The sequence below is a fragment of the Pseudomonas sp. Leaf58 genome (assembly GCF_003627215.1).
Taxonomy (GTDB): Bacteria; Pseudomonadota; Gammaproteobacteria; order Pseudomonadales; family Pseudomonadaceae; genus Aquipseudomonas.
Window position 1 is genome coordinate 3,342,681 of the sequence record NZ_CP032677.1, and the last position, 24,669, is coordinate 3,367,349.

26 protein-coding genes and 1 tRNA gene are annotated in these 24,669 nt (G+C 60.3%); 6 read left to right on the forward strand and 21 right to left on the reverse strand.

Annotation, left to right across the window (positions count from 1 at the left end):
• Positions 1 to 3: 3 nt before the first annotated feature.
• The 6 genes from pheT to thrS form a co-directional block, all read right to left on the reverse strand.
• Complete coding sequence (gene pheT, locus DV532_RS15510) at positions 4 to 2,385, reverse strand: phenylalanine--tRNA ligase subunit beta (protein WP_056802788.1); 2,382 nt, start codon at positions 2,383 to 2,385, stop codon at positions 4 to 6.
• A 34-nt stretch (positions 2,386 to 2,419) separates the two neighbouring features.
• Entirely contained in the window at positions 2,420 to 3,436 is a 1,017-nt protein-coding gene (gene pheS / locus DV532_RS15515; RefSeq protein WP_056802790.1) for a phenylalanine--tRNA ligase subunit alpha, read from the reverse strand.
• 109 nt (positions 3,437 to 3,545) lie between these two features.
• Positions 3,546 to 3,902 (reverse strand): 50S ribosomal protein L20, encoded by a 357-nt coding sequence (rplT, locus tag DV532_RS15520; protein ID WP_003250671.1) that lies wholly within the window; start codon positions 3,900 to 3,902, stop codon positions 3,546 to 3,548.
• Positions 3,903 to 3,929: 27 nt separating this feature from the next.
• Positions 3,930 to 4,124 carry a 50S ribosomal protein L35 gene (rpmI, locus tag DV532_RS15525; RefSeq protein WP_003250667.1) on the reverse strand — a complete coding sequence of 65 codons (195 nt, stop codon included), beginning with the start codon at positions 4,122 to 4,124 and terminating at the stop codon, positions 3,930 to 3,932.
• Positions 4,125 to 4,184: 60 nt separating this feature from the next.
• Positions 4,185 to 4,736: a translation initiation factor IF-3 gene (gene infC / locus DV532_RS15530; RefSeq protein WP_012052879.1), complete on the reverse strand. Its 552-nt coding sequence runs from the start codon at positions 4,734 to 4,736 to the stop codon at positions 4,185 to 4,187.
• Positions 4,736 to 6,658, reverse strand: coding sequence for a threonine--tRNA ligase (gene thrS, locus DV532_RS15535; protein ID WP_056802793.1), 1,923 nt, complete (start codon positions 6,656 to 6,658; stop codon positions 4,736 to 4,738). The genes infC and thrS overlap by 1 nt, the downstream gene beginning before the upstream one ends.
• A 337-nt stretch (positions 6,659 to 6,995) precedes the next feature.
• Here thrS and DV532_RS15545 point away from each other — a divergent pair, with 337 nt between their 5' ends.
• Complete coding sequence (locus tag DV532_RS15545; protein WP_056802797.1) at positions 6,996 to 7,301, forward strand: hypothetical protein; 306 nt, start codon at positions 6,996 to 6,998, stop codon at positions 7,299 to 7,301.
• Positions 7,302 to 7,463: 162 nt separating this feature from the next.
• The gene (locus tag DV532_RS15550; protein WP_003250656.1) at positions 7,464 to 7,676 is read left to right on the forward strand and encodes a cold-shock protein; all 213 of its coding nucleotides are present in this window, start codon (positions 7,464 to 7,466) and stop codon (positions 7,674 to 7,676) included.
• Between the two features lie 72 nt (positions 7,677 to 7,748).
• Here DV532_RS15550 and DV532_RS15555 read toward each other — a convergent pair whose 3' ends face one another.
• Positions 7,749 to 8,069 (reverse strand): I78 family peptidase inhibitor, encoded by a 321-nt coding sequence (locus tag DV532_RS15555; protein WP_056802800.1) that lies wholly within the window; start codon positions 8,067 to 8,069, stop codon positions 7,749 to 7,751.
• Positions 8,070 to 8,328: 259 nt separating this feature from the next.
• On the opposite strand from DV532_RS15555, the gene DV532_RS15560 reads away from it, so the two are divergent.
• A complete protein-coding gene (locus DV532_RS15560; RefSeq protein WP_056802803.1) occupies positions 8,329 to 8,541 on the forward strand; it encodes a hypothetical protein in 213 nt (70 codons plus the stop codon).
• Here the strand turns inward: DV532_RS15560 and DV532_RS15565 are convergent.
• The 7 genes from DV532_RS15565 to DV532_RS15595 all read right to left on the reverse strand — a co-directional run bounded on the left by DV532_RS15565 (position 8,513) and on the right by DV532_RS15595 (position 15,451).
• Positions 8,513 to 9,481: a nucleoside hydrolase gene (locus DV532_RS15565; RefSeq protein WP_056802806.1), complete on the reverse strand. Its 969-nt coding sequence runs from the start codon at positions 9,479 to 9,481 to the stop codon at positions 8,513 to 8,515. The two genes, DV532_RS15560 and DV532_RS15565, sit on opposite strands and share 29 nt — an antisense overlap.
• 101 nt (positions 9,482 to 9,582) lie before the next feature.
• The gene (gene rbsD / locus DV532_RS15570) at positions 9,583 to 9,981 is read right to left on the reverse strand and encodes a D-ribose pyranase (protein ID WP_056802808.1); all 399 of its coding nucleotides are present in this window, start codon (positions 9,979 to 9,981) and stop codon (positions 9,583 to 9,585) included.
• On the reverse strand, positions 9,978 to 10,886 hold the full coding sequence (gene rbsK / locus DV532_RS15575; protein WP_056802812.1) for a ribokinase: 909 nt from the start codon (positions 10,884 to 10,886) through the stop codon (positions 9,978 to 9,980). The genes rbsD and rbsK overlap by 4 nt, the downstream gene beginning before the upstream one ends.
• A 15-nt stretch (positions 10,887 to 10,901) precedes the next feature.
• Positions 10,902 to 11,924 carry a LacI family DNA-binding transcriptional regulator gene (locus DV532_RS15580; protein ID WP_056802815.1) on the reverse strand — a complete coding sequence of 341 codons (1,023 nt, stop codon included), beginning with the start codon at positions 11,922 to 11,924 and terminating at the stop codon, positions 10,902 to 10,904.
• Between the two features lies 1 nt (position 11,925).
• Positions 11,926 to 12,924 (reverse strand): ABC transporter permease, encoded by a 999-nt coding sequence (locus DV532_RS15585; protein ID WP_056802818.1) that lies wholly within the window; start codon positions 12,922 to 12,924, stop codon positions 11,926 to 11,928.
• A complete protein-coding gene (locus DV532_RS15590) occupies positions 12,921 to 14,474 on the reverse strand; it encodes a sugar ABC transporter ATP-binding protein (RefSeq protein ID WP_056802819.1) in 1,554 nt (517 codons plus the stop codon). The genes DV532_RS15585 and DV532_RS15590 overlap by 4 nt, the downstream gene beginning before the upstream one ends.
• 20 nt (positions 14,475 to 14,494) lie before the next feature.
• The gene (locus DV532_RS15595; RefSeq protein ID WP_056802822.1) at positions 14,495 to 15,451 is read right to left on the reverse strand and encodes a sugar ABC transporter substrate-binding protein; all 957 of its coding nucleotides are present in this window, start codon (positions 15,449 to 15,451) and stop codon (positions 14,495 to 14,497) included.
• 401 nt (positions 15,452 to 15,852) lie between these two features.
• Between DV532_RS15595 and DV532_RS15600 the strand changes: the two genes are divergently transcribed.
• From DV532_RS15600 to DV532_RS15610, 3 genes are all read left to right on the forward strand, one after another.
• Positions 15,853 to 16,941, forward strand: a complete 1,089-nt coding sequence (locus tag DV532_RS15600) for an asparaginase (protein ID WP_056802825.1) — start codon at positions 15,853 to 15,855, stop codon at positions 16,939 to 16,941.
• A 345-nt stretch (positions 16,942 to 17,286) separates the two neighbouring features.
• On the forward strand, positions 17,287 to 17,529 hold the full coding sequence (locus DV532_RS15605) for a DUF1654 domain-containing protein (RefSeq protein WP_056802828.1): 243 nt from the start codon (positions 17,287 to 17,289) through the stop codon (positions 17,527 to 17,529).
• Positions 17,530 to 17,535: 6 nt separating this feature from the next.
• On the forward strand, positions 17,536 to 18,228 hold the full coding sequence (locus DV532_RS15610; RefSeq protein WP_056802831.1) for an endonuclease: 693 nt from the start codon (positions 17,536 to 17,538) through the stop codon (positions 18,226 to 18,228).
• A gap of 3 nt (positions 18,229 to 18,231) precedes the next feature.
• Here DV532_RS15610 and DV532_RS15615 read toward each other — a convergent pair whose 3' ends face one another.
• From DV532_RS15615 to DV532_RS15645, 7 genes are all read right to left on the reverse strand, one after another.
• Positions 18,232 to 18,657: a GTP pyrophosphokinase gene (locus DV532_RS15615; protein ID WP_056802834.1), complete on the reverse strand. Its 426-nt coding sequence runs from the start codon at positions 18,655 to 18,657 to the stop codon at positions 18,232 to 18,234.
• A gap of 116 nt (positions 18,658 to 18,773) precedes the next feature.
• Positions 18,774 to 19,343, reverse strand: coding sequence for an SPOR domain-containing protein (locus DV532_RS15620; protein ID WP_056805307.1), 570 nt, complete (start codon positions 19,341 to 19,343; stop codon positions 18,774 to 18,776).
• 120 nt (positions 19,344 to 19,463) lie between these two features.
• Positions 19,464 to 20,579: a glycosyltransferase family 61 protein gene (locus DV532_RS15625; protein WP_056802837.1), complete on the reverse strand. Its 1,116-nt coding sequence runs from the start codon at positions 20,577 to 20,579 to the stop codon at positions 19,464 to 19,466.
• Positions 20,580 to 20,611: 32 nt separating this feature from the next.
• The gene (locus DV532_RS15630; protein ID WP_056802840.1) at positions 20,612 to 21,754 is read right to left on the reverse strand and encodes a hypothetical protein; all 1,143 of its coding nucleotides are present in this window, start codon (positions 21,752 to 21,754) and stop codon (positions 20,612 to 20,614) included.
• A gap of 237 nt (positions 21,755 to 21,991) precedes the next feature.
• The gene (locus tag DV532_RS15635; protein WP_056802843.1) at positions 21,992 to 22,966 is read right to left on the reverse strand and encodes a DUF535 family protein; all 975 of its coding nucleotides are present in this window, start codon (positions 22,964 to 22,966) and stop codon (positions 21,992 to 21,994) included.
• 80 nt (positions 22,967 to 23,046) lie between these two features.
• Entirely contained in the window at positions 23,047 to 24,417 is a 1,371-nt protein-coding gene (locus DV532_RS15640) for an oligosaccharide flippase family protein (protein ID WP_056802848.1), read from the reverse strand.
• 155 nt (positions 24,418 to 24,572) lie between these two features.
• Positions 24,573 to 24,649: transfer RNA gene (locus tag DV532_RS15645), tRNA-Val, on the reverse strand.
• Between the last annotated feature and the right edge of the window lie 20 nt (positions 24,650 to 24,669).

A 24,669-nucleotide genomic window follows, 5' to 3' on the forward strand; every position in this document is an offset into this window, starting at 1 on the left:
CCGTTATTTCCTTAACGTGGTGTTCAACCTTTGTTCAAGCGAGGTGAGGATGTTTTGCAGGGTAGTGTTCACCTCATCGTCGTTAAGAGTGCGCGATGGATGCTGCCAGGTCAAGCCGACGGCCAGGCTTTTTCTATCAGGATCAATGCCTTTACCTTGGTAGACATCAAACAGCCTGAGGTCTGTGAGCCATTCGCCTGCATTGTCACGAATTAATTCAAGGACCGCGCTAGAAGCTACATCACGTCCTGCAATCAAAGCCAGGTCGCGGCGGGTTTCCGGGAATTTGGACAGCTCGCTGAACTTCGGCAGCCGGCCTTCGACCACGTCCCCCAACACCAGCTCGAACAGGAACACTGGGCGGTCCAGGCCCAGGGCTTTGGCCAGCTCTGGGTGGATGGCACCTAGGTAGCCGACCAGCTTGCCGTCACGCTCGATGGCGGCGGTTTGGCCCGGGTGCAGGGCTGGGTGTTTGCCGGCGCTGAAGGTAAAGTCGCTTAGCGCGCCGGAGTAGCCCAGCAGGGCTTCCACGTCCGCTTTCACGTCGAAGAAGTCGACACCATCGCGGCCATTGGCCCAGCCTTCTGGCAGGCGGCTACCGGTGATTACGCCAGCGATCATTGGTTGCTGCTGCAGGTCACCAAGCTGGCCGACGAAGCGCAGGCCGCTTTCGAACAGACGCACGCGGTCTTGCTGACGGTTCAGGTTGTGCTGCAGTGCCTTGACCAGGCCCGGCCACAGGGACGCGCGCATGGCGGCCATGTCGCTGGAGATGGGGTTGGCCAGCAGCAGCGGCTCTACGCCCGGGCTGAACAGTTCGAACAGTTTTGGGTCGATGAAGCTGTAGGTGATGGCCTCCTGGTAGCCGCGAGCAACCAGCAGGCGGCGCAGGGTCGGCAGGTCACCGCGAGTTTCCGGCTTGCCCTGAGGGGCAAGGCGGGCTTGCGGGTAGCGCACCGGCAGGTTGTTGTAGCCGTACAGGCGGGCCAGCTCTTCGATCAGGTCCACTTCCAGGCTGATGTCGAAGCGGTGGCTTGGGACGTTGACGGTCCACTGCCCTGCCCCCTCGCTGGTCGTGGTCAGCTCCAGGGCGTTGAGCAGCTGCTCGACCTGGGCTGGGTCCATTTCCATGCCGAGCATCTGGGTGATGCGTTCGGCGCGCAGGGTGACCGGGGCCACTTGCGGCAGGTGCTGTTGGCTTACTGCTTCGACCACCGGGCCGGCTTCGCCGCCAACGATGTCCAGCAGCAACTGGGTAGCGCGCTCCATGGCTTCGCGGGCCAGCTGCGAATCGACGCCACGCTCATAGCGGTGCGAGGCATCGGTGTGCAGGCCGTAGGAACGGGCTTTACCGGCGACGGAGATCGGCTCGAAAAACGCACTTTCGAGGAACAGGTCGCGGGTTTTTTCGGTGTTCACACCGCTGTGCTCGCCACCCATGACGCCGGCGATGGCCAGGGCGCGGGTGTGATCGGCGATCACCAGGGTGTCGGCGCGCAGGGCGACTTCCTGGCCGTCGAGCAGGACAAGCTTTTCGCCCTCTTCGGCCATGCGGACGCGGATGCCGCCATTGATTTCCGCGAGGTCGAAGGCATGCATCGGTTGGCCGAGTTCGAGCATCACGTAGTTGGTGATGTCAACGGCAGCATCAATGCTGCGCACGTCGCTGCGGCGCAGGCGCTCGACCATCCACAGCGGGGTCGGCTTGCTCAGGTCTACGTTACGGATAACGCGGCCGAGGTAGCGTGGGCAGGCGGCCGGGGCACTGACTTCTACCGGGCGCACTTCGTCGTGGGCAGCCGGTACGGCCGGCACGACTGGGCGGGTGACCGGGGTGTCGTACAGGGCGCTGACGTCGCGGGCGAGCCCTGCGATGGACAGGCAGTCACCGCGGTTCGGCGTGAGGCCGATTTCGATACTGGCGTCGTCCAGGTTCAGGTAGGTGCGAATGTTTTCACCAACCGGGGCGTCGGCAGCCAGTTCGAGCAGGCCGTCGTTCTCTTCGCTGATTTCCAACTCGGCAGCCGAGCACAGCATGCCGAAGGACTCGACGCCGCGTAGCTTGGCCTTTTTGATCTTGAAGTCGCCAGACAGCTCGGCACCGATCATAGCGAACGGAATTTTGATGCCAGGGCGGGCGTTAGGAGCGCCGCATACGACCTGGAAGGTTTCCTGGCCGTTGGTTACCTGGCACACGCGCAGCTTGTCGGCGTCAGGGTGTTGTTCGGTGGCGAGGATTTCGCCCACGACGATGCCGCTGAACTGGCCGGCGGCAGGGGTAACGCTGTCGACTTCGAGGCCGGCCATGGACAGGCGGGCAACCAATTCGTCACGGGAGACTTGCGGGTTTACCCAACCGCGCAGCCACTGTTCACTGAATTTCATGCTGTTCTTCTCCTAGAAAGTGCGTCGATTGGGCCTAGCGGAATTGGGCAAGGAACCGCAGGTCGTTATCGAAGAACAGACGCAAATCGTTGACGCCATAGCGCAGCATGGCCAGACGCTCGGCCCCCATGCCGAAGGCGAAGCCCTGGAACTCTTCAGGGTCGATGCCAGACATGCGTAGCACGCTTGGGTGCACCATGCCGCAACCCATCACTTCCAGCCAGCCAGTTTGCTTGCACACGCGGCAACCATTACCGGAACACATCACGCACTGGATGTCGACTTCAGCGGACGGCTCCGTGAAGGGGAAGAACGATGGGCGGAAACGAACCGCCAGTTCTTTTTCGAAGAACACGCGCAGGAACTCTTCGATGGTGCCCTTGAGGTCGGCGAAGTTGATGTCGCGATCGATCAGCAGGCCTTCGACCTGGTGGAACATCGGCGAGTGGGTGATATCCGAGTCGCAGCGATAAACGCGGCCCGGACAGACAATGCGAATCGGCGGCTGGCTGGACTCCATGGTCCGCACCTGCACCGGCGAGGTGTGGGTGCGCAGCAGCATGTTGGCATTGAAGTAGAAGGTGTCGTGCATCGCTCGCGCCGGATGGTGGCCCGGGATGTTGAGCGCTTCGAAGTTGTGGTAGTCGTCTTCGACCTCTGGGCCTTCGGCAATGCCGTAGCCGATGTGGGTGAAGAACTGCTCGATGCGCTCGAGAGTACGGGTGATCGGGTGCAGGCCACCGGTGGCCTGGCCACGGCCTGGCAAGGTGACGTCGATGCATTCGGCAGCCAGGCGAGCGCTGAGCTCGGCTTCTTCGAAGGCTGCCTTGCGTGCGTTCAGCACGACGGTGACGCGCTCTTTGGCGTCGTTGATCAGCGCGCCGACTTTCGGCCGCTCTTCGGCTGGCAGGTTGCCCAGGGTCTTCATCACCTGGGTCAGTTCGCCCTTCTTGCCGAGATAATTAACCCGGATCTGTTCCAGGGTAGTGATGTCTTCAGCGCGCTCCACGGCCTCTAGGGCTTGGGAGACCAGCGCATCCAGGTTTTCCATGTACAGACTCCAGATACGAAAATAGGGGAAGAGCTTTGAAGGCTCTTCCCCTATCGATGACGTTCAATGCCCGACGACGCTAGCGCCGCCGGGTGATTGTCGCGGGTACTTAAGCCAGAACGGCTTTAGCTTTCTCGACAATCGCAGCAAACGCCGCTTTTTCGTTCACTGCCAGATCGGCCAGAACCTTACGGTCGATTTCGATCGAAGCCTTTTTCAGGCCAGCAATCAGACGGCTGTACGACAGACCGTTGGTGCGGGCACCGGCGTTGATACGAGCGATCCACAGTGCGCGGAACTGACGCTTCTTCTGGCGACGGTCGCGGTAGGCGTATTGGCCTGCCTTGATGACCGCTTGCTTGGCAACACGGAATACGCGCGAACGAGCACCGTAGTAACCTTTAGCCAGCTTCAGAATTTTTTTGTGACGCTTACGAGCGATAACGCCGCGCTTAACACGAGCCATGAGTAACTTCCTCTATCTTAACCAGAATTAACGAACGCGCAGCATGCGCTCGACTTTTGCTACGTCGGACGGGTGCAGCAAGCTGGCACCGCGCAGTTGACGCTTACGCTTGGTCGACATTTTGGTCAGGATGTGGCTCTTGAAAGCGTGCTTGTGCTTGAAGCCCGAAGCTGTCTTCAGGAAACGCTTCGCAGCACCGCTCTTGGTTTTCATTTTTGGCATGTTGGAACTCCGCATTCGATAAAATTACACATAATCATCAGGCCTGCCGTGCCCGGGAGATTACTTCTTTTTCTTGGGGGCGATGACCATCATAAGCTGGCGTCCTTCCATCTTAGGATGCTGCTCAACGGTGCCGTATTCGGCGAGGTCAGCTTCGACCCGCTTCAACAGCTCCATGCCCAGCTCCTGGTGGGCCATCTCACGACCACGGAATCTCAGAGAGATCTTGGCCTTGTCCCCATCGGTAAGGAAACGTACCAGGTTGCGTAGTTTTACCTGGTAATCCCCATCCTCCGTCCCTGGACGAAACTTGATTTCTTTAATCTGGATCTGCTTCTGGTTTTTCTTGGCTTCGTTAGCCTGCTTCTTCTTCTCGAAGAGGTGCTTGCCGTAGTCCATGACTTTGCAGACAGGCGGTACCGCGTCTGCAGAGATTTCCACCAGATCCAGCTTCGCTTCATCAGCGATACGAAGCGCTTCATCAATCGAGACGATGCCAACCTGCTCGCCGTCTGCGCCAATTAACCGAACCTCGCGGGCCGAGATATTCTCGTTGATCGGGGCCTTCGGTACAGCACGTTTATCGTTTCTCATTTCACGCTTAATAGTCATTACTCCGATTCTTGGCGACCACGCCGGGAAACCGCATGTGTCAGGAGCTCAGCGAATTGGGCGACGGGCATGGAGCCCAGGTCTGCGCCTTCGCGAGTACGCACAGCGACGGTTTGCGTTTCGACTTCGCGATCCCCTATAACCAAAAGGTACGGGACCTTGAGCAAAGTATGCTCGCGGATTTTAAAGCCGATCTTCTCATTTCTCAAGTCCGACTTGGCACGGAAACCGCTACCGTTCAGAGATTTCTCAACCTCAAGGGCGAAATCGGCCTGCTTGTCGGTGATATTCATGATCACCGCCTGAGTTGGAGCCAGCCATGCCGGGAACACGCCAGCGTAATGCTCGATGAGCATGCCGATGAAGCGCTCGAACGAGCCAAGAATGGCGCGGTGCAGCATTACCGGACGCTTACGGGCGTTATCTTCGGCGATATAGCTGGCATCCAGGCGCTCTGGCAGGTTCGGGTCGTACTGCAGGGTACCACACTGCCAGTTACGGCCGAGGCAGTCGCGCAGGGTGAACTCGATCTTCGGGCCGTAGAATGCACCTTCGCCTGGCTGGTATTCCCACTCCAGGCCGGATTCGTTCAGAGCATCGGCCAGCGCCGTTTCAGCACGATCCCACAGCTCTTCGGAACCGACACGCTTGGCCGGACGAGTGGACAGCTTCATGGCGATGTCGCTGAAGCCGAAGTCTTTGTACACGTCCAGGGTCAGCTTGATGAAGTCGGCGGCTTCTTTCTTTACCTGCTCTTCGGTGCAGAAGATGTGCGCATCGTCCTGTACGAAGCCACGTACGCGCATGATGCCGTGCAGGGCACCGGACGGCTCATTACGGTGGCAGGCACCGAACTCGGCCAGGCGCAGCGGCAAGTCGCGGTAGCTTTTCAGGCCTTGGTTGAACACCTGCACGTGGCACGGGCAGTTCATCGGCTTGACCGCGTAGTCACGGCTTTCCGACGAAGTGGTGAACATGTTCTCGGCGTAGTTGGACCAGTGGCCGGAACGCTCCCAGAGGATGCGGTCGACAACTTGCGGGGTCTTGATTTCCTGGTAGCCGTTTTCGCGCTGCACGCCACGCATGTACTGCTCGAGCACCTGGTAGACGGTCCAGCCGTTGGCGTGCCAGAACACCATGCCCGGGGCTTCTTCTTGCAGGTGGAACAGGTCGAGCTGCTTGCCGATCTTGCGGTGGTCGCGCTTCTCAGCTTCTTCGATGCGCTGGATGTAGGCGGCTAGCTGTTTTTTGTCAGCCCAGGCGGTGCCGTACACACGCTGCAGTTGCTCGTTCTTGGCATCGCCGCGCCAGTAGGCGCCAGACAACTTGGTCAGCTTGAATGCCTTGAGGAAGCGGGTGTTCGGCACGTGCGGACCGCGGCACATGTCGACGTATTCTTCGTGGTAGTACAGGCCCATGGCCTGTTCATCTGGCATGTCTTCGACCAGGCGCAGCTTGTAGTCTTCGCCACGGGCGGTAAACACGTCGATGACTTCGGCGCGCGGGGTGACCTTCTTGACTACGTCGTAGTCTTTTTCGATCAGCTCCATCATGCGCTTTTCGATGGCGGCCATGTCTTCAGGGGTGAAGGGGCGCTCGTAGGCGATGTCGTAATAGAAGCCTTCGTCGATCACCGGGCCGATAACCATCTTGGCGCTCGGGTACAGCTGCTTCACCGCGTGACCAACCAAGTGGGCACACGAGTGACGGATGATCTCCAGTCCCTCTGCATCTTTAGGGGTGATGATCTGCAGGGTGGCGTCGTGGCTGATCAAGTCACATGCATCGACTAGTTTGCCGTCGACCTTGCCGGCCACGGTGGCCTTGGCCAGACCGGCGCCGATGGAAGCAGCGACTTCGGCTACGGATACGGCGTGATCGAACGAACGTTGACTGCCATCGGGAAGAGTAATAACGGGCATGGCGCCTCCTCTCCTAGTGGTGACCCCTACCAAAGGTCACGTGGGTTGGGATGAGCCAGTACAAGATCCGACCTGCCTTCCTTTAAGGGAAGCCTGCCTCACAGTGGCAGAAGCCTTTCGGCTTGCCAGGGACGAACCAGAGTGACTGGAAAGTAAAAAGATAGCTGCAGCCGGCAACCGCGCGGCCACAAGCGGGGCATGCTAGCACGCGGGTTGCACCCCAGGCAGAAATATTTGGCAATTACATCTTTTGGGTGAACTAACGCAGAAAAAACCCTATCAGACCTTGGGAAGCAACCTACTCTTGATGAGACCTTAACCCAAGGAGTAACTGGTTATGCGAGTTCCGTCTCTTCTGGCCCTGGCGGCCGCTGGGGCCCTGCTGCTGCCCATGGCCGCGAACGCTGGCAACTTCCCAGCTGGAAAGGAGGCCGCCTACATGACTCAGTGCACGCAAGTGGCTAGCGGCCAAGGCGTTGACGCTGCAACGGCGAAAAAACATTGCGACTGTGGCGCCCAAGCGATCAAAAAGAATTTCTCCGATGCGGAGATTGCCGACCTCGACAGCCAGGATGGCGTCGACGCCAAGCTTATGCAAAAGGCTCAGACGATCGTGAAACAGGCGTGCGCACCGAAGAGCTGAAACCTTAAAGCCCGACCAGGCTAGCCATTCTTTGACCGGGATCAATATCCTGCGAATGTAAAAGGCGCTAGATGCGCAGAATTATACTATGATGTGTCCCGTGCTCCGTAGCCTCGGCCGCATTGCACCACTGAAAAAACTAAATGTTCTGGAGATTCACCCATGTCCAATCGCCAACAAGGCACCGTCAAATGGTTCAATGATGAGAAAGGCTACGGCTTCATCACCCCAGCAGGCGGCGGCGACGACCTGTTCGTACACTTCAAAGCCATCGAATCTGACGGCTTCAAGAGCCTGAAAGAAGGCCAAACTGTTTCCTTCGTCGCCGAGCGCGGCCAGAAGGGCATGCAGGCTGCACAGGTTCGTCCGGAGTAATTCGGATAGCTGTAAAAAAACCCGCCCTTGTGGCGGGTTTTTTTATGGGTGCGGCGCAACGCTGGCAAGCGCTTAGCCGCAGTTGACGCGGGTCACCTTGCCCTGCTCATCCACATTCAGGTTCAAGCGCTCGGAGCGGTACTCCAGGGTAACCACATCGTGGGGCTTGAGAATGCGTGCCATCTGCGAGCCGCTGGCTTTGCGCGCCTGCTCCAGCAACTCGGCGCTGCCCGGTTTGCCAATGGCGAAATCGGCGCCGCTGGCTTCGCAGCGGCCATCGTTGCCAGCCGGCGCCTCAGGCGCCTTGCCGCCACCAGCGTTACCGCCAGTGCTGCAACCAGCCAGCACAGCAGCCACCGCCAGGGTTGCCAACAAAGCACGGGTACGGAACATGAATCCTCCTAAATCGATCTGGGAACTGCCTGATCCGACAGCTCCACCAGGAATTTGTTGCAAAACCGGGCAAGTCTGCCTGAACCTCTCGCCCCGAGCGAAAGGCAATCGTGACCGAATTTTACTGATCGACCCACGAGGCGCTTGGTTTGCGCTGCAAAGTCATGATTTACTTTAGGAAGTGAAGGCACAGTGCCTTCCCCCGAACACCAGGAACCGGTGTTCACCCCTCCGCACCGGGCCCAAGCGAGAGCCTTCCATGAGCAGCCACAGCATCGATGCCGATATCAAGGTCAAATGGGCCGAAGGCCAGAGCGCGTACAGCCCTAGCACGCCGGAAGAGTTGCTACTGATTGCCATCGACCTGCTGGTGCGCGATCACGGTGCCGAGGCGGCACGCAGCTTCATCGACCAGGTGTTCGAGCGCTACGCCCCACACACGGCTATTTCAATCGCGCCAAGCGGGCGCTGAGCAGGTCGAACAGGCCCTGGGCGTCCCCTTGGTCTACCCACATCACATTGGCAGGCTGTTTAAGCACCCCATACCAGTCGGCAACGGTCTGGCCGAACGTGGGGCCTTCGCGGCTGTCGATGCTCATGTAGATACGCCGGCCGCTGAACAGCTCGGGCTGGAGCAAGTAGGCGATGACACTGGCGTCGTGCACCGGCCCGCCAGGCATGCCGTACAGGTCCATGTCGTGGGTGATGTAGGCATCGAGGATATCCACCACGCGCTTGCTGGCCTGGTTGTTGACGGCCGCCAGTTGCTTGAGGCGGGCGTCGCTGGTCAGCAACTTATGGGTGACATCCAGCGGTAGGTAGGTTAGTTGCACGCCGCTGGCCAACACCACTTCGCCGGCATGCGGGTCCGCGTAGAGGTTGAATTCCGCAGCTGGGGTGATGTTGCCGCCATTGAAATGGGCTCCCCCCATAACCACCACTTGCTTGATACCTTTGGCGATGTCTGGGCACTGGATCAGCGCCAGAGCCAGGTTGGTCTGCGGGCCAAGCATGGCCAGGGTGATGCTGTGGGGCTGGGCGACGCCGAGGGTGTCGACCAGGTATTGCACGGCGTTGCCCTTGGCCAGCGGCGCTTTCGGTTCGTGGACTTGTATACCGGTAAGGCCTTCTTCACCGTGAACGGCCGCGGCGTAGATGGGCCTGCGCACCAGCGGGCGAGCAGCACCCGCGTACACGGGGATGTCTTCGCGGCCGGCCCATTCACGGGCCAGGCGGGCGTTGCGCGAGGTTTTGTCCAGGCGCACGTTGCCAGCCACGGTGGTGATGGCTCGGATATTGAGCTCATCGGGCGAGGCCATGGCCAAGAACAGCGCAACCACGTCGTCGGCGCCGGGATCGGTATCGATGATCAGTTCGATCGGCGCGGTCTGTAGGGTGGTGACTGTGGCCATGAAGGCGATTCCTTTTAGCAGGGATTGAGCATGGGCGGCACTCCTTGCCGCCAGAACAGATCTCGCAGGCAACCGCCCCCAAAAGCACCGCGCTTCGGCTGCTAGAAGGTCACGCCGGAGATGAGGGCGATGTTGCTGTAGGGCTGGCACTCGCCGGTACGCACCACGGCACGGGCACTGCGCGACAGCACTTTGAAATCTTCGTGGCTCAGCCATTCCCGCTTGCCCAGCTTACCCTTCAGCCGCTCGATCTCGACCAGCGCCGGCGGCACCACTTTCTGCATCTCCTGGGCCAGCACGTGGCGCTCCACCTGCAATTCGCTTAACACCACCCTCAGCACACTGGCGAAATCCGGCAGGCCAGGCGTGACGGCCAGGTCGATCAACTCGACGCCCGGCGGCACCGGCAGGCCAGCATCACCAATCACCAGGATGTCACCATGCCCCATGCTGGCAATGGTGCGCGAAAGGGCAACGTTCAGCAGCGGGGTTTTCTTCATGGCGTAAGCTCGGCCAAGTAGGGAATCGACGGTTGGGCGCCCACGCGGGTGACCGACAGTGCCGCGGCGCGCTGGCCGAAGACGATAGCCTCACCCTCCTCCAGGCCCCGCACCAGGCCAGCGGCAAAGCCACCAATGAAGGTGTCGCCGGCTGCGGTGGTGTCCAGCGCTTGCACCACCGGCGCAGGAAAGTGCTGGTGGCCTTGGGCCGTGACCAGCAAGGCCCCTTGCGCACCCAGGGTGATGATCACTTTACCCACCCCCATTTGCAGCAAGCACTCGCCAGCGCGCCGAGCACTGCCCTGGTCAGTCACCCTCACGCCCGTCAAGGTTTCGGCTTCGCTCTCGTTGGGCATTAGGTAATCGATGTGCGCGAACCAGTCTGCGGGCAAAGGGCCGGTGGCAGGCGCGGGGTTCAAAATCACCTGCTTGCCCAGCTCGCGCCCCCGGGCCAGGGCCCAAGCCACGGTGTCGGCTGGAACCTCCAACTGGCAGATGATCACCTCGGCGGCCCGCAGCAACGCGTCGAAGCGCTGCACCGACTGCGGCGTCAGCAGGCCATTGCCACCAGGAATGATGACAATGCAGTTCTGGCTGGCGGCATCCACGGTGATCAGCGCCACACCGCTGGACACGCCTGGGCAGGTGCCAACCGCCCGGCAGTCGACACCCTCTATATACAAGGCCTGGCGCAGTTGCTGGCCGTAGGCATCGTCGCCGACATTGCCGATCATCGCTACGCTGCCGCCCAAGCGTGCCACCGCCACAGCCTGGTTGGCGCCCTTGCCGCCCGGCGCGGTGAAAAAACTTTCGCCGGGAAGGGTTTCGCCGGCGCGAGGCAGGCGCTGGGCGCGGGCCACCAGGTCCATATTGAGGCTACCGACCACCACGACCTTGGCATTCATGACATTTCCTTAGCATTAGCGGTAATCGTTGAACAGGTCCGGGCGCGGCCCGGTGGACTCGCGCAACACGATGCGCGGGGCGACGATACGTTGTTCTGCCGCACCCTGACGCGGTGTACCGATACGAGTCAGCAACAGCGAGGCGGCGCTCTCACCCAGCTCACGAATCGACTGGCCCACCGTAGTCAGTGGCGGGTACACATAACGGCTCAGCTCAATGTCGTCGAAGCCGATCACCGACAACTCGGCAGGTACGTTGATGTTGCGTTCCGCCGCAGCGCGCAACACACCGAAACCGATCATGTCGTTGCCAGCAAAAATCGCTGTAGGCCGCTCGCCCTGGAGCACCTGCGCCGCCGCCATATGGCCGCCCGGGCTGGTGAAATCGCAGTGCAACACACGGTTGCCGCGCACCGGCGCAGCGGCTTCGGCCATGGCACGGCGGAAGCCGCTCAGGCGCAGTTGGGTTACCCCGGTTTCGGCGGGGCCCCCGATATAGGCGATGTCGCGGTGGCCAAGCTCCAGCAGGTGCTGGGTGGCCAGGTAAGCGCCCTGCTCGTGGTCGATGCGCACCAGGTCGGCATCGACACCCTCCAGTTCGCGGTCGACGATGACCATTGGCGTGCGCACGCCGGCCAAGCTTTGCAGCAGGTCACTGTCCTGGCCCACCGAGGCCACCACCAGGCCGTCGATGCGCTTTTCCAGTAATACGCGCAGGTAGCTACGCTGCTTCTGCGGGTTGTCGTCGGAGTTACACAGGATCACGCAGTAGCCGTTGCGTTCGCAGGCGTCCTCGATACCCCGCGCCAGCTCAGCGAAGTACGGGTTGACGCTGTTGGGCACCAGCAAACCGATGGTGGCCGTGCTGCGCGCCTTCAGCGAACGCGCCACAGCGCTGGGTACGTAGTCGAGTTCGGCGATGGCGGCTTCAACTTTCTGCCGCACATGCTCGCTGACCGGCCGAGTCTTATTCAATACATGGGACACGGTGGTGTAGGAAATACCCGCCAGTGCGGCGACGTCTTTGATGGTTGCCATGTTATGGGTTCCGCCGGCCTGCACGCCGGCTACGGTAAGTGTCGAGCACCACGGCGATGACGATGACTGCGCCGGTGATGATGCGTTTGGTCGGTTCGCTGGCACCGATCTGCGCCAGCCCTGCGGCCAGTACGGATATGATCAGCACACCGAAAAAGGTGCTGATGACCGAGCCACGCCCGCCCATCAGGCTGGTACCGCCGATTACCACGGCGGCGATCACCTGCAGCTCCAAGCCGGAACCGGCATTGGGGTCGGCCGCCTCCAAGCGCGATATCTGGAACAACGCGGCCAGGCCGGCGAGCAGGCCCATCAGGGCGAACACCAGCACTTTGTAGGGGCGCGGGTCGATGCCGGCCAGGCGTACGGCCTCTTCGTTGGTACCAATGCCGATCAGGTAGCGGCCAAACACCGTGCGGGTCAGCACCAGTTGGGCCAGCACAATCACCAGCAAGGCGATGAGGAACGCCGGCGAAATGCCAAACGCGACCGGGTTGGAAAACCAGGCATAAGCATCTCCGATATAGGCGGTGCGCGAGTCGGTGAACTGGTAGGCCAGGCCACGGGCCATTTCCAGCACGCCGAGCGAGACAATGAATGACGGGATGCGCCAAGCCACGGTGACGCTGCCGGTGATGCTACCGGCCAGCGCAGCCACGGCCATGCCCAGCAGGGCCGAGGGCAGCACGCCCCAACCCCAACCGAGGATTGCCACACTGACCGCGGAGGCCGCCAGCGCCAGCACCGAACCCACCGAAAGGTCGATGCCACCGATGATCAGCACGAAGGTCATGCCCACCGCCAGCACCATCAGGTCGGGGATCTGGTTGGCCAGGGTACTGAAGGTGTTGTATGACCAAAAGTGGCTGCTGAGAAACGAGAACAGTACGATCATTGCCAGCAAGGCGCCAGCCAGGCCCAGGTAGGTGCCCAGGCCAAAGTAAGTGCCACTGCGGCGCACCGGTGTGCTGCCTTGGCTGTCGAGCGGGGTGGTTTTCATGCATCCATCCTGGGGGCTGCATCGTGCAGCAGTGCGTCACGTTTCTGATAACCGGCAAAGGCGGCGGCCAGCAACTGGTCCTGGCTCCAATGGTCACGCTCGAACGTGTCGATCAGGCGGCCGGCCGACAGCACGGCGATGCGGTCGCAGATCAGCATCAGTTCGCGCAGGTCGCTGGACACCACCACCAGGGCCTTGCCACGACGCGCCAGCTCGGCCAGCAGGCCGTAGATGTCGAATTTGGCCCCCACATCGATGCCACGGGTGGGCTCATCGAACAGCAGCACCTGGCAATCACGCTCCAGCCAGCGGCCGATCACCACCTTCTGCTGGTTGCCACCGGACAACTCGCCTACCACTTGCTGCGGGCCGGCACTGCGAATACGCATGGCCTGGATCTGGCGCTCGGCCAAGGCCCGTTCAGCCTCGCCATCGAGCACGCCACCCCGTGAAACTGCGCCCAGGTTGCCCAGGGCGATATTGGCGCTGATCGACTGAGTCAGCAGCAAGCCCTCGCCCTTGCGGTCTTCGGTGATCAACGCGATACCGGCCCGCACGGCGGCCTTGGGCGAGTCGATAGTGAGCACCTGCAGCGGCTGACCGAGCGCTATGCAGCCACTGTCGGCCCGGTCAGCGCCGTAGATCAGGCGCAACAGCTCGGTACGGCCGGCGCCGATCAGGCCGGAGATGCCAAAGATCTCCCCTGCCCTGACCTCGAATGACACTTCGCGCACCTTGTCACCACGGCTGAGTTTGTCGACCTTGAGCAACGGCGCGCCGATCTGCCGGCGCCCCAAGTCGATATGCTCGCCCAGCTCGCGACCGACCATTAGGTTGACCAGTTCAGCACTGCTGTAGCGCTGGATCGGCTCGTCGCACACCAGCCTGCCGTCACGCAGCACAACGATGCGCTGGGCCACGCGTTGCAGTTCTTCCAGGCGGTGGGAAATGTAAACGATGGCCACGCCACGTTGGCGCAGGCGTTCGATCTGGGTGAACAGCAGCTCCACCTCACGCGCGGTGAGCATGGCGGTGGGCTCGTCGAAGATCAGCACATGACAGTCGCCGATCAGATTGCGGGCGATCTCGACCATCTGCTGGTGGCCGATGCCCAACTCGCCAACCGGGGTGTCGGGGTCAATGGCATCGAGGCCGACCTGGGCCATGGCGGCGGTGGCCAGCTGGCGTAAGCGCTTTTGTCTGACCCAGCCAAAGCGGCTGGGCAGGTTGTCTAGGAACAGGTTTTCCGCCACGGTCAGCGTGGGCAGCAGGTTCAGCTCCTGCATGACCATACGCACACCCAGGCGCTCGGCCGCGCTGCGGCTGTTGGGCGCGTAGGCCTGACCGCGGAAGCTCATGTGCCCGGTAGTGGGGGATTCCAAACCACTGATGAGTTTGGAAAGGGTGCTCTTACCCGCGCCGTTCTCGCCAGTCAGGGCCAGCACTTCACCGGCCCGCAGGCTCAAGCTGACCTCGCCGAGCACAGGCTGGGCATAGGTCTTGCCCAAGCCGCTGGCGGTGAGTACCACTGCATTGGCCGATGCAGGCATGGCCGTTCTCCTGCCAGCGATCAGGGCTTGGTTATGAGTTGGACCGGGGTTTGGATGACGCTGTCAGCATCCACGCCAGGCTTTTCGCCCTTGACCATTTTCAACGCTGCCTGGATGCCGAAGACCGCCTGCTGGCTGGCTGCCTGGTCGAGGGTAGCCAGTACGCGGCCATCGGCAAGCATCGGCTTGATGGCATTGATGTTGTCGTAGCCCACCACTTGCACCTGGCCGGTCTTGCCGGCAGCGCGCACTGCCGACACCGCACCCAGAGCCATGCTGTCGTTACCGGCTAGCAGGGCTTTCAACTCGGGATACTCGTTGAGCATGGAGGCGGCAACGGCGTTGCCTTTGTCAATTTCCCAGTTGCCGCTCTGCACCGAGACGATCTTGATCTGCGCGGCCTCCATGGCGTCCTTGAAGCCGGCGGTGCGCTGCTGGGCATTGGTAGTAGTCGGCACGCCTTCGATAATGCCGACTTGGTCGCCGGCCTTGAGCTTGTGGCTGGCCAGGAAGTCCCCCACCAGGCGCGCGCCCTTGCGGTTGTCGGGGCCTACGAACGGTACGCTGATGCCTTTGCTCTTGAGCAGTTCCGGGTCCAGGCGATTGTCGATGTTGATCACCACTACACCTTGGTCCATTGCCTTTTTCACTGCCGACACCAGTGCCTTGGAGTCGGCTGGCGCAATCACCAGTGCCTTGGCGCCAGCATTGACCATTTGCTCGACGATGCGGATCTGTTCGCCGGTATCGGTCTCGTTCTTGATGCCGTTGGCGATCAACTCGAATTCATCGGCGTGGGCGTTTTGGTAGGCCTTGGCGCCGTCTTCCATGGTGCGGAAAAATTCGTTGGCCAGCGACTTCATGACCAAGGCGACCTTGGGCTTGTCCTCGGCGTGGGCAGCGGAAAACGGTAGGACCAAAGACAATGACGAAATGACCGCGAGGGCCAGCAGACGACCGGGGAACGGCAGCTTCATGGACGATGACTCCGGATCTTGTGTTTTTTGTCGGATCGCAAACGTTTGCGTTGACTAACTATGGAAACAGGACCGGGGTTTGTCAAATGCGTTGGCTGTCGTAGGTCAAAAGACTGTTGGGGCGATTATCCAGAATTTTTCCGGAAAACCGAACATCTTTTCCTACATTTGTTCGGGATCTCGAATGGAATACTCCCCTGCAGGAGCTGCCTTGCGTCGCGATAGGCCCTACAGCCAGCCCCGGCACTGGCTGATGGCGCCTGAACCCTGGGGCTGTTGCGCAGACCATCGCGACACCAGGCCGCTCCCATACAAACAGCGCGCTTGAGCTTGGTACGAAACGTGCCTGCAGCTCTGCTGCGACGCAAAAACTACCTCACTAGGAAGAGAGAACAATAACGATGAATGCCGCACTCAAAACTTTCGCCCCCAGCGCACTCGCTCTGCTGCTGATCCTGCCAACCGCCGTATCGGCCAAAGAAGCCGAAACCCAGCAAAAGCTGGCCAACGTGGTCATCCTCGCCACCGGCGGCACCATTGCCGGGGCGGGCGCCAGCGCAGCTAACAGTGCCACCTACCAGGCCGCGAAAGTGGGCGTCGACAAACTGATCGCTGGCGTACCAGAACTGGCCGACCTGGCCAACGTACGCGGCGAGCAGGTGATGCAGATCGCGTCTGAAAGCATCTCCAACGACGACCTGCTCAAGCTCGGCAAACGCGTTGCAGAACTCGCCGAAAGCAAGGACGTCGATGGCATCGTCATCACCCATGGCACCGACACCCTGGAAGAAACCGCCTACTTCCTCAACTTGGTGGAAAAGACCGACAAACCGATCGTAGTGGTCGGTTCGATGCGCCCGGGTACCGCCATGTCGGCCGACGGCATGCTCAACCTGTACAACGCCGTGGCCGTGGCTAGCGACAAACAGTCGCGCGGCAAGGGCGTGCTGGTGACCATGAACGACGAGATCCAGTCCGGCCGTGATGTGAGCAAGTCGATCAACATCAAGACCGAAGCCTTCAAGAGCGCCTGGGGCCCGATGGGCATGGTAGTGGAAGGCAAGTCCTACTGGTTCCGCCTGCCGGCCAAGCGCCATACCGTCAACTCCGAGTTCGACATCAAACAGATCAGCAGCCTGCCGCAGGTGGACATCGCCTATGGCTATGGCAATGTCACCGACACGGCCTACAAGGCGCTGGCGCAGAACGGTGCCAAAGCGCTGATCCATGCCGGGACTGGCAACGGTTCGGTGTCGTCACGGGTGGTGCCGGCGCTGCAGGAGCTGCGCAAGAACGGCGTGCAAATCATCCGCTCGTCGCACGTCAACCAGGGTGGCTTCGTGCTGCGTAATGCCGAACAGCCGGACGACAAGAACGACTGGATCGTAGCCCATGACCTGAACCCGCAGAAAGCGCGGATCCTGGCGATGGTAGCGATGACCAAGACCCAGGACAGCAAAGAGCTGCAGCGGATCTTCTGGGAGTATTGATCGACCTGCGCCACTGCGGCGCATGCTTCGCGGGTAACCGCCTCCCACAGGTACAGCACAGCCTCTTTGTGCCCTGCACCCTACCTGTGGGAGCTTCTATGGTTTTCAGCAAACCGATTTCCCGCCTTTGGTGATGCATTCGCCCTGACTTCCCATCAGGGCGATTGCCCCGCTCCCGCCCCCGCCACGCTGCGCGGTGCCATACCTCATCGTAAAAGTCACCTGCGTTTTCCCAAGCACAGCCGTGAGGCTTGCTGATGCCTAGTGTTTTTCGCCGGGCAAGCTGTTGCGAAATTACTTACAGTGAAATACTGTATGTGCATACAGCAAAACAAGGAAATGCCTGTGTCCAGCACCGCCTCCGCCACCCCGAGCAGCTATGAACAATTGGGTATGCGCATCCAGAAGATCATCAACAGCCCCACTGCCCAACGCAGCCGCGCGGCGCTGATTTTTCGCCTGGAACAGGAAACCCCGGAAGACTGGGAAACCCTGCTCGCGGAAATCGCCGAAAACGACAACGTCACCCTCGCCCACCGCGACGATGGCGGCGTGCAGGTTTTCTGGACCGTTCCGAAGGAAGACTGACCGCGCATGAGAGTTTCGCTTTTCGCGGCTGTTTGCCTATTGCTGACCACGCCCTTGGTGCAGGCCGACGCCCCACGGACCTTCCAGGAGGCAAAGAAGGTCGCCTGGAAGCTGTATGCACCGCAATCGACCGAGTTCTATTGCGGCTGCAAGTACAAAGGCAACAAAGTCGACCTGGCATCCTGCGGCTATGCCCCGCGTAAAAACGCCCAGCGGGCATCACGCATCGAGTGGGAGCACATCGTGCCGGCCTGGCAAATCGGCCATCAGCGCCAGTGCTGGCAGAGCGGCGGGCGCAAGCAGTGCGCGCAGCATGACGAGGCGTACAAGCGGGCCGAGGCCGACCTGCACAACCTGGTGCCGAGCATCGGCGAGGTCAACGGCGACCGCAGTAACTTCAGTTTCGGCTGGCTGCCCGAGCAACGCGGCCAGTACGGCAGTTGCCTGACCCAGGTCGACTTCAAGGCCAAGAAAGTTATGCCACGCCCGTCGATCCGCGGCATGATCGCGCGCACCTACTTCTACATGAGCAAACAGTACAACCTGCGCTTGTCCAAGCAGGACCGCCAGTTGTTCGAAGCCTGGAACAAGACCTACCCGCCGCAAGCCTGGGAACGTCAGCGCAACCAGCAGGTCGCCTGTGTGATGGGGCGGGGCAATGAGTTTGTCGGGCCGGTAAACCTCAAGGCCTGTGGCTGAACCTCAGGTCAGCGCCTGCAAATAGGCGCTGGCTGCACGGTAACGCGCCAGCCGCTCCAGGTCGGCGGGGCCCGGGCAAGGGATGCGCGAAAGGTCGCTGTTATCAGCCAAGTCGGCCAACTTGACGGTGCGCGCCAGCGAGTCACCGCCCAGGCGCGCCACAAAGTCTTGGTAAGACTCGCCCTCGCGGCGGCTAAGCGCCAGCAAGGCGGCCAGGATTTTCAGCGCGAAGCCCTCACGCGCCAGGTCGGACAAGGTCACCGGGGTGTCTTCGATCACATCGTGAAGCACCGCGACAATCCGTTGCTCCGGCGTGGAAACCCGCATCATCACGCGTAACGGGTGGAGGATATATGCTGCCCCACCCTTGTCGTATTGCCCTTCATGCGCCCTGGCGGCCACGGCAATGGCCCGCTCCAGTGTAGACATGAGGCCCTCCCCGTTCGGCATCTTCCTGCCTAGCATAGCCAAACTTGTGTGAACAATGTCTAGCGCAAGCGTGACTGTGCTGCCTGCCCCTGTAATAGCAGCCGCTCGCGCGGGGTTTAGCGTGCTGCGCCGTGCTGAATGACTACCGAATCGGTGCCCAGTTTGGCCATGACCTCGGCCTTGCGTGCTTCGGCTTGCTCACGGCTAGGGAACGGCCCCATCAGCACCACCGGCTTGCCATCGCGGTACTCCACCGAAGACGGGATGCCCTTTTCGATCAGGCGCGCGGTCATGTCGCTGAGTGCGCCCATGTTGGCACCCTGGATCACTTCGACGTCCCAGCCTTGCGGTGCCGGCTGGTCGGCCAAGGCCTCAGCGCGGCGCTGCAGGTCGGCGCCACCACACATTTCGCGGATACGCAGGTTGTTGCCGCTGTCGTCGACGATGATTTGGTACTGGCCATCACGCTTGATCGCCACGTAGCTGCGGTAGGCCTCGTACTGGCCGGCATCGTCCTTGCCACGTACCTGCCCGCAAATGGTGCCCTGGGTGTCGATCCGTACGTTGCCGAACTTGGCGGTCTTGGGGTTGTGCAGGTGTTCGGCCACCTGTTTGTGCACGCCTTCGACCTCGTTCTCACAGCCCGCCAGGGCGAGCACTGCCATTACCACAGCCAGTTTGCGCACGCGTGTACCTCCAATTTCGAAGGCGCGGATTCTAGCATGCTGGCCGCGGTCCAGGACCGCGCCCATACGTTACATGGTGCAACCAATGGCCCGCCCTTCAGCATGGCGCACCGCACCCGGTCATGCCGGCAGCAGGTCCAAGGTCCTTTCGAGCTCATTGAGGTCGATTCGGAAGTTGTCGCCATTGGGGATGCCAACCACGAAGGCGAAATGCTGCTGGTCACGGTCGGTCAGGTACTTGTAAAAGCACACAAAGCGATCCGGTGGTTGCAAGGTCACGACCGAAGCACCGGGAGCTAGCACATTGACACCATGGATGAGCTGGCTGCCCTCAACGCCCACCACTACCCGCGCCCCAGCGCAGGTTTCCACGATGGTTCGCAGGTCGCTCTTCAAGGGGTCAAGGACGCGAAAACCCCGATGTTTTTGCAGATGCTCGGCGATTTCCAGTTCGTTGTGCAGCAGGCGTAGATCACCAGCGCAACCCCGCAAGATGAACACACCCGGGTGAGGCTGGTAGTTCACCCGCGAGAGCAGCTTCTGGCCCATGGCGCGGTATCTTATCGACTGGCTGGTGTTGTGGCTGGCGTCGTCGAACAGTACCAGCTCGCGAAAGTAGGCACTGCGCAGCCGAAGCGGTTGCATGCCAAGCCAATCTTCGTAGGCCGGAGCCTGGGAGAAAAGAGGAAACCGGCTTGACGGCGCCGTGGTCACCGGCACCCCTTCGTTACAGGCCAAGGCATAAGTGACGCAGTCCTCGGCCAGCCATGTACCAAACCAACGGTTACCGTAACGTGAGCAATAAGCAGCCCCCCGTTGGACCTCATGTTCGACAACGATCCGTGGTAAGCGACTAGGCCGGTCAGACAGCCAAAAGCTGGCATGGTCTTTATACAACGCCCCATCGATCAACATGACGTCCTTGATCAGATAGCCACGGGTCGGCCCCTGTGCCACGCTGCCCAAGCCTTCCATGGTCCGGCGCGGATGCTCGAAAGGAAAGAACCGTGTCGCTTCCCAGCCGGTCACGCGCTCCCACTGATTCGGCAGGAAAATAGCCGGGGGCGCCGGGGTATCCTCTGCCGGGGCGATTTCCCAGGTTTTGACCGCCAGGCTTTTCAAGTTTTCCGATGCCTTGCGCCCCAGCCGCTTTCTGGCGAGATACTTGTAGGCGGCCAAACTCCAACTTTTCTGGGCAGTTCCTGGTGTCTCTACATCCAAAATGTCGTTCTTCATGAAGCGCTCTCTTGAAAGACTATCTTTCACGCTCAGTTGGACGAAACTCTTTCCAGAATGGGCGGAGATTGGAAGTGGGCATAACGATCACGCAGGCTCTCCATTAGCAACTCGCCAGGCGCCTTTGCACAATGAAGGTATATCTTGAATAAACCGCCGAATACCATTTCGCGATAGCGGTCGACGATTTCCTCTTCACTTGGCCCATCCGGCAAACCCAAGTGAAGCGTGAGCTTGTTGCCCTCTACGGCGAACAATGGAAACTCCCAGAGAAACTTTGCACTACCGGTTTTTGGCAACCGGACGAACATATAGGCCTGGTTACCCAAGGTATCCACATCACCACCACGCCGGCGCTTCCATTTCAAAAGCCCATCGTCCGGGCGAGCTAGGCATTGGCCGATATCGTAGTAATCGAAACCCTGTTCAATGGCCCACTCCAAGGCCATGAAGGTGGTGATCGAGTTAACCTCGCGCAGGCGTTTGGGGTCGTTGAAAACGGCTTCGGGGTAGCCGAAGCGCAGCGTGCTCCAGTAGCGCTTCCCGGCCCGGGTTATCACGCAACCAAAATGGCAGGCGACCACCTCATCGCCTTGCATGATCAGGTCGAGCCGGCCTACGGTTTTGGCGATGCGCAGCACGTCCTGCGAGTCGAATTGCTTGGCATACAGGCCATGCCGCGCCTGGGCATAAGGCTGCAGCATCTCCCGGTCGGCCTTGGCGATCTCCTCGTCCGTCAGCACCTGCTGCATGCGATACAACGGCCGACATTTGCGGATGTTACGCCGCAGTTCACCGTCATAGCGTGCAGTGATTTCTTCCAGCGGGCGCCCTAGGGGGATGACTGCGCTTAGGTAATGCGGCACATACAGGGCACCGGCACTGGGCATCTCGCTGATCAGCACGGTATGGGACGCGCCGGTTGCCTGTTGCGCGCCATCGGCGGAGCTGGCGTCGGCCTCGAGTTTACCGCCAATGAGCAGCTTGGCCATATCCTTGCGGTCTTTTCTGCCGACATAAAGCACTTCGTAATCGTTATTTGTTTGCAGGCGGAACCTGGCGACTTCCCAACGCCACAAACACGCGCGCCCCATTATGTCCCGGGCCCAATTGAGGGACTTTCTTATTTCGAAGCGCATCGACGGCGTTAGGAGCTCTCGTATACGTTCTCTCATTTCAAATCCTTGGAGTTTACCCCGATGACCTGCGAGGAGCGCTGCCAAATAAACAGTCAGCCACCTGTAACAACCAAGTGCCTTGAATTGACAGATACCCACGATTAAAGGTGCGCGAAAATAATCTGTCAAGACCGCTTACTTATTGATTATTCAGTGAATAATCACAGGTAACTGAATATTTCATGGCGCCAATTTTCCCTTTGTGCCTATAGCGGAACGTAGCAACCACTTACCCTACGCCGTATTTTCCGAGCATGCCCCGCCCAGCGATTCCAGCCCACCCCTGCCACGGGTCACCACCTGATGGCGCACCACACTGTCCATTTGCGCGAATAGGCTATCCAGCAGTTCATAGCGGCGGCGATACATCGCGCGCTTCTTGGCGGCTATCTGATCCAGGGGCGGTCGAGCAACAACCAGGGGGATGCTGAAGAAGTCTTTGCGCTCGGACGCCGTCGCCCCGTGCTCTTGCCAAATGACGTCATAATTGGCCAGCAATTCTTGGGATTTGTCCTTGCCGAAATAGGGATGGCGATGGTGACGGTAGCCGTCGCCAATGGCATAGAGCTTGGTCACGCCAAGCCCATGGGCGATATGCCTGAGAACCTCGATCAGCAGGCTGCGCGGGCGTAGCCCTTCGAAGTCCTTGGTCAAGACTCGGTAGATATTCAGTGACGTTTCGCTGTCCACGCCTTTGTGAATGCCCTGTACCGCGCCGATGAACATGCACAACCCTTCCTCCGAGCGAGACAGGGTGAAAGCCAGCGAGGCAACGCGCAACTCACCCTGGAACAGGTTCAGCACCAGCTCTCCCTCACGCATGAACCAAAACGCCCGGTCCAACACTAGGGTGCAATTGGGGGAATATTGGGTCAAGTCAGCCAGCGGCAGGGAATCGTCCCGGCCCAGCAGCAACAGCGGCTGGCAACACTCAGCAACCACCTCATAGTGCGAAGCCAGCGCATCGAAACGGGTTTGCGCCGCCCACGATTTGCTGATGTAGGGCCACTGGGCGAGGCCGATGCAGTCCTCCCCCAAGCGCTGGAATCCCTCTGGGCCAAGCGTGGTGCGCAGGCGCTGCAGATAACCTTTGAGCCCGGGCCAATGACGCACAATGAGCAACCCCAGCCGTAGCTTGTTGCGCAAGGCACGCAGCGAATAGCCAGGATGCAGGACAAACACGCTTTTCACTATCGCTCTATAAATCATGCTGTCTTACCTTGTCCTTATTCACAGCACAGTGTTTGTACCCGGCCAAGTGCTTACCTGCCCACGCCTTGACGGCCCACTCAGGCAAACAGCTTGGTTATCATTTCGCCGAACAAGACGCCGATTGGCAGGGCGGGCAGTACGACAAACTCGCGTTTCAGGTCCAGCAGGCCCAGTTGCCGGTTAACCTTGAAAATCAGCAACAGCGTGAAGTAGGTATGCAGGGCCACCCCCCATATGGCATAGGTTACGCCACCAATCGCCATCAAAACCGGCAGCAGGACGAACAGCGCCACCACCCGGATTATGTTATCCATCGCCACGTACTTGGTCAGCCCCATGGCCAGCCAGAGCTGGTGTGCCAGCGTGAAACGCAAGGTAAAAAGCGACAGCGAGAGAATGGCGATGGTATTGCCGGCGCCGGCATAACGAGCGTCATAGAGCCAACCGATCAGCAGGGGGCTGGCCGTTAGCAGAACACCGCAAGCAAACAGCGAGCTGAGGTCGAACAACATCCTGGAGCGGTAATAAAGGGTGCGTACCCGTTCTTTATCGCCATCTCTCGTCGCCTCACTGAAGGCCGGTAAGGCAACCGCCCCGGCCAGCCGCTGCAGGACCGACTGAATCACCCCAAGGATGGAGACGGCGATGGAATATACCCCCAGCTCCGTGGCCGACATACTGCCGCCGAACCATATCCGGTCGCCCTGCATCGCTAACACCCCTACGGAGGACGACAGCAAGATCCAGCGCCCGTAATCGAACACCTCGCGCAGCGCGTCCCGGTCCCAGCGCAGGCGATTGCGCGGCCCCTGGAAGATCACGTGACTAAGAACAGTGAAAACCAGGGTACCCACCAGGCCCGCCGCCACCAATGACCAGATAGAGCGTGTGAGGTAGCCTGCCACGAGCATTACTAGCAAACCGACCACCTGCGAAATCAGTTCGGCGATGACTACCCTCTTCTGCTGGAAAAGACGAATGGCCACATCAATTTTGGGTGACTGGAAGCCATAGATGATCGCGGCGATGCCTGATATCGCCAGCACCATCGGGAGCTCGGGTGAGGCGTAGGTGGACTGCGCTGGCCACAGCTGAATGTACTGCGTGAACTGGGCACCCAGGGCCAATAACAACGTCAAAAGGAACAGTACAAAGCCCCGGACGATCTGCACGGTCCACACAGTATCGAGAAACAACGGTTCGTCGCCGCGCGAACTCTGAATGACGTTTTGCCGTAGCCCCACGTCGGAAAGCATCTGCAGCAGCACTGCAACAGTGGTCGCAATGGCCATGATGCCGAACATTTCTGGCACCAACAGGCGGGTGATCACCAGATTGCCACCCAAGCGAATGGCCTGAGAGGCGAAAACAGCGAAAAGATTCAACGCGCTGGCCCACATGGCCCGTCTGCGCAGGCTCAAGGGAGGCGACACATCAATCGAAGGCATAGCCGCATCTCTGAACCTATTGCTAGAGACTCACTATAGTCGCAATTCGCCATACGGCTATTCGGACAGTGGGCGCCCCGCGCAAAACGCCAAACGCAAAAAGGGCGATCCTTTCGGATCGCCCTTTTTGGGCCCGGATAACCGGGACTTTCGCTTGGTAGGCACAATTGGACTCGAACCAACGACCCCCACCATGTCAAGGTGGTGCTCTAACCAACTGAGCTATGTGCCTGTCGTGTGGTGCGCATATTA

Coding starts and splice junctions, on each gene's coding strand:
- pheT (WP_056802788.1), bottom strand. CDS start 2,385: ATGAAATTCAGTGAACAGTGGCTGCGCGGTTGGGTAAACCCGCAAGTC.
- pheS (WP_056802790.1), bottom strand. CDS start 3,436: ATGGAAAACCTGGATGCGCTGGTCTCCCAAGCCCTAGAGGCCGTGGAG.
- rplT (WP_003250671.1), bottom strand. CDS start 3,902: ATGGCTCGTGTTAAGCGCGGCGTTATCGCTCGTAAGCGTCACAAAAAA.
- rpmI (WP_003250667.1), bottom strand. CDS start 4,124: ATGCCAAAAATGAAAACCAAGAGCGGTGCTGCGAAGCGTTTCCTGAAG.
- infC (WP_012052879.1), bottom strand. CDS start 4,736: ATGACTATTAAGCGTGAAATGAGAAACGATAAACGTGCTGTACCGAAG.
- thrS (WP_056802793.1), bottom strand. CDS start 6,658: ATGCCCGTTATTACTCTTCCCGATGGCAGTCAACGTTCGTTCGATCAC.
- DV532_RS15545 (WP_056802797.1), top strand. CDS start 6,996: ATGCGAGTTCCGTCTCTTCTGGCCCTGGCGGCCGCTGGGGCCCTGCTG.
- DV532_RS15550 (WP_003250656.1), top strand. CDS start 7,464: ATGTCCAATCGCCAACAAGGCACCGTCAAATGGTTCAATGATGAGAAA.
- DV532_RS15555 (WP_056802800.1), bottom strand. CDS start 8,069: ATGTTCCGTACCCGTGCTTTGTTGGCAACCCTGGCGGTGGCTGCTGTG.
- DV532_RS15560 (WP_056802803.1), top strand. CDS start 8,329: ATGAGCAGCCACAGCATCGATGCCGATATCAAGGTCAAATGGGCCGAA.
- DV532_RS15565 (WP_056802806.1), bottom strand. CDS start 9,481: ATGGCCACAGTCACCACCCTACAGACCGCGCCGATCGAACTGATCATC.
- rbsD (WP_056802808.1), bottom strand. CDS start 9,981: ATGAAGAAAACCCCGCTGCTGAACGTTGCCCTTTCGCGCACCATTGCC.
- rbsK (WP_056802812.1), bottom strand. CDS start 10,886: ATGAATGCCAAGGTCGTGGTGGTCGGTAGCCTCAATATGGACCTGGTG.
- DV532_RS15580 (WP_056802815.1), bottom strand. CDS start 11,924: ATGGCAACCATCAAAGACGTCGCCGCACTGGCGGGTATTTCCTACACC.
- DV532_RS15585 (WP_056802818.1), bottom strand. CDS start 12,924: ATGAAAACCACCCCGCTCGACAGCCAAGGCAGCACACCGGTGCGCCGC.
- DV532_RS15590 (WP_056802819.1), bottom strand. CDS start 14,474: ATGCCTGCATCGGCCAATGCAGTGGTACTCACCGCCAGCGGCTTGGGC.
- DV532_RS15595 (WP_056802822.1), bottom strand. CDS start 15,451: ATGAAGCTGCCGTTCCCCGGTCGTCTGCTGGCCCTCGCGGTCATTTCG.
- DV532_RS15600 (WP_056802825.1), top strand. CDS start 15,853: ATGAATGCCGCACTCAAAACTTTCGCCCCCAGCGCACTCGCTCTGCTG.
- DV532_RS15610 (WP_056802831.1), top strand. CDS start 17,536: ATGAGAGTTTCGCTTTTCGCGGCTGTTTGCCTATTGCTGACCACGCCC.
- DV532_RS15615 (WP_056802834.1), bottom strand. CDS start 18,657: ATGTCTACACTGGAGCGGGCCATTGCCGTGGCCGCCAGGGCGCATGAA.
- DV532_RS15625 (WP_056802837.1), bottom strand. CDS start 20,579: ATGAAGAACGACATTTTGGATGTAGAGACACCAGGAACTGCCCAGAAA.
- DV532_RS15630 (WP_056802840.1), bottom strand. CDS start 21,754: ATGAGAGAACGTATACGAGAGCTCCTAACGCCGTCGATGCGCTTCGAA.
- DV532_RS15635 (WP_056802843.1), bottom strand. CDS start 22,966: ATGATTTATAGAGCGATAGTGAAAAGCGTGTTTGTCCTGCATCCTGGC.
- DV532_RS15640 (WP_056802848.1), bottom strand. CDS start 24,417: ATGCCTTCGATTGATGTGTCGCCTCCCTTGAGCCTGCGCAGACGGGCC.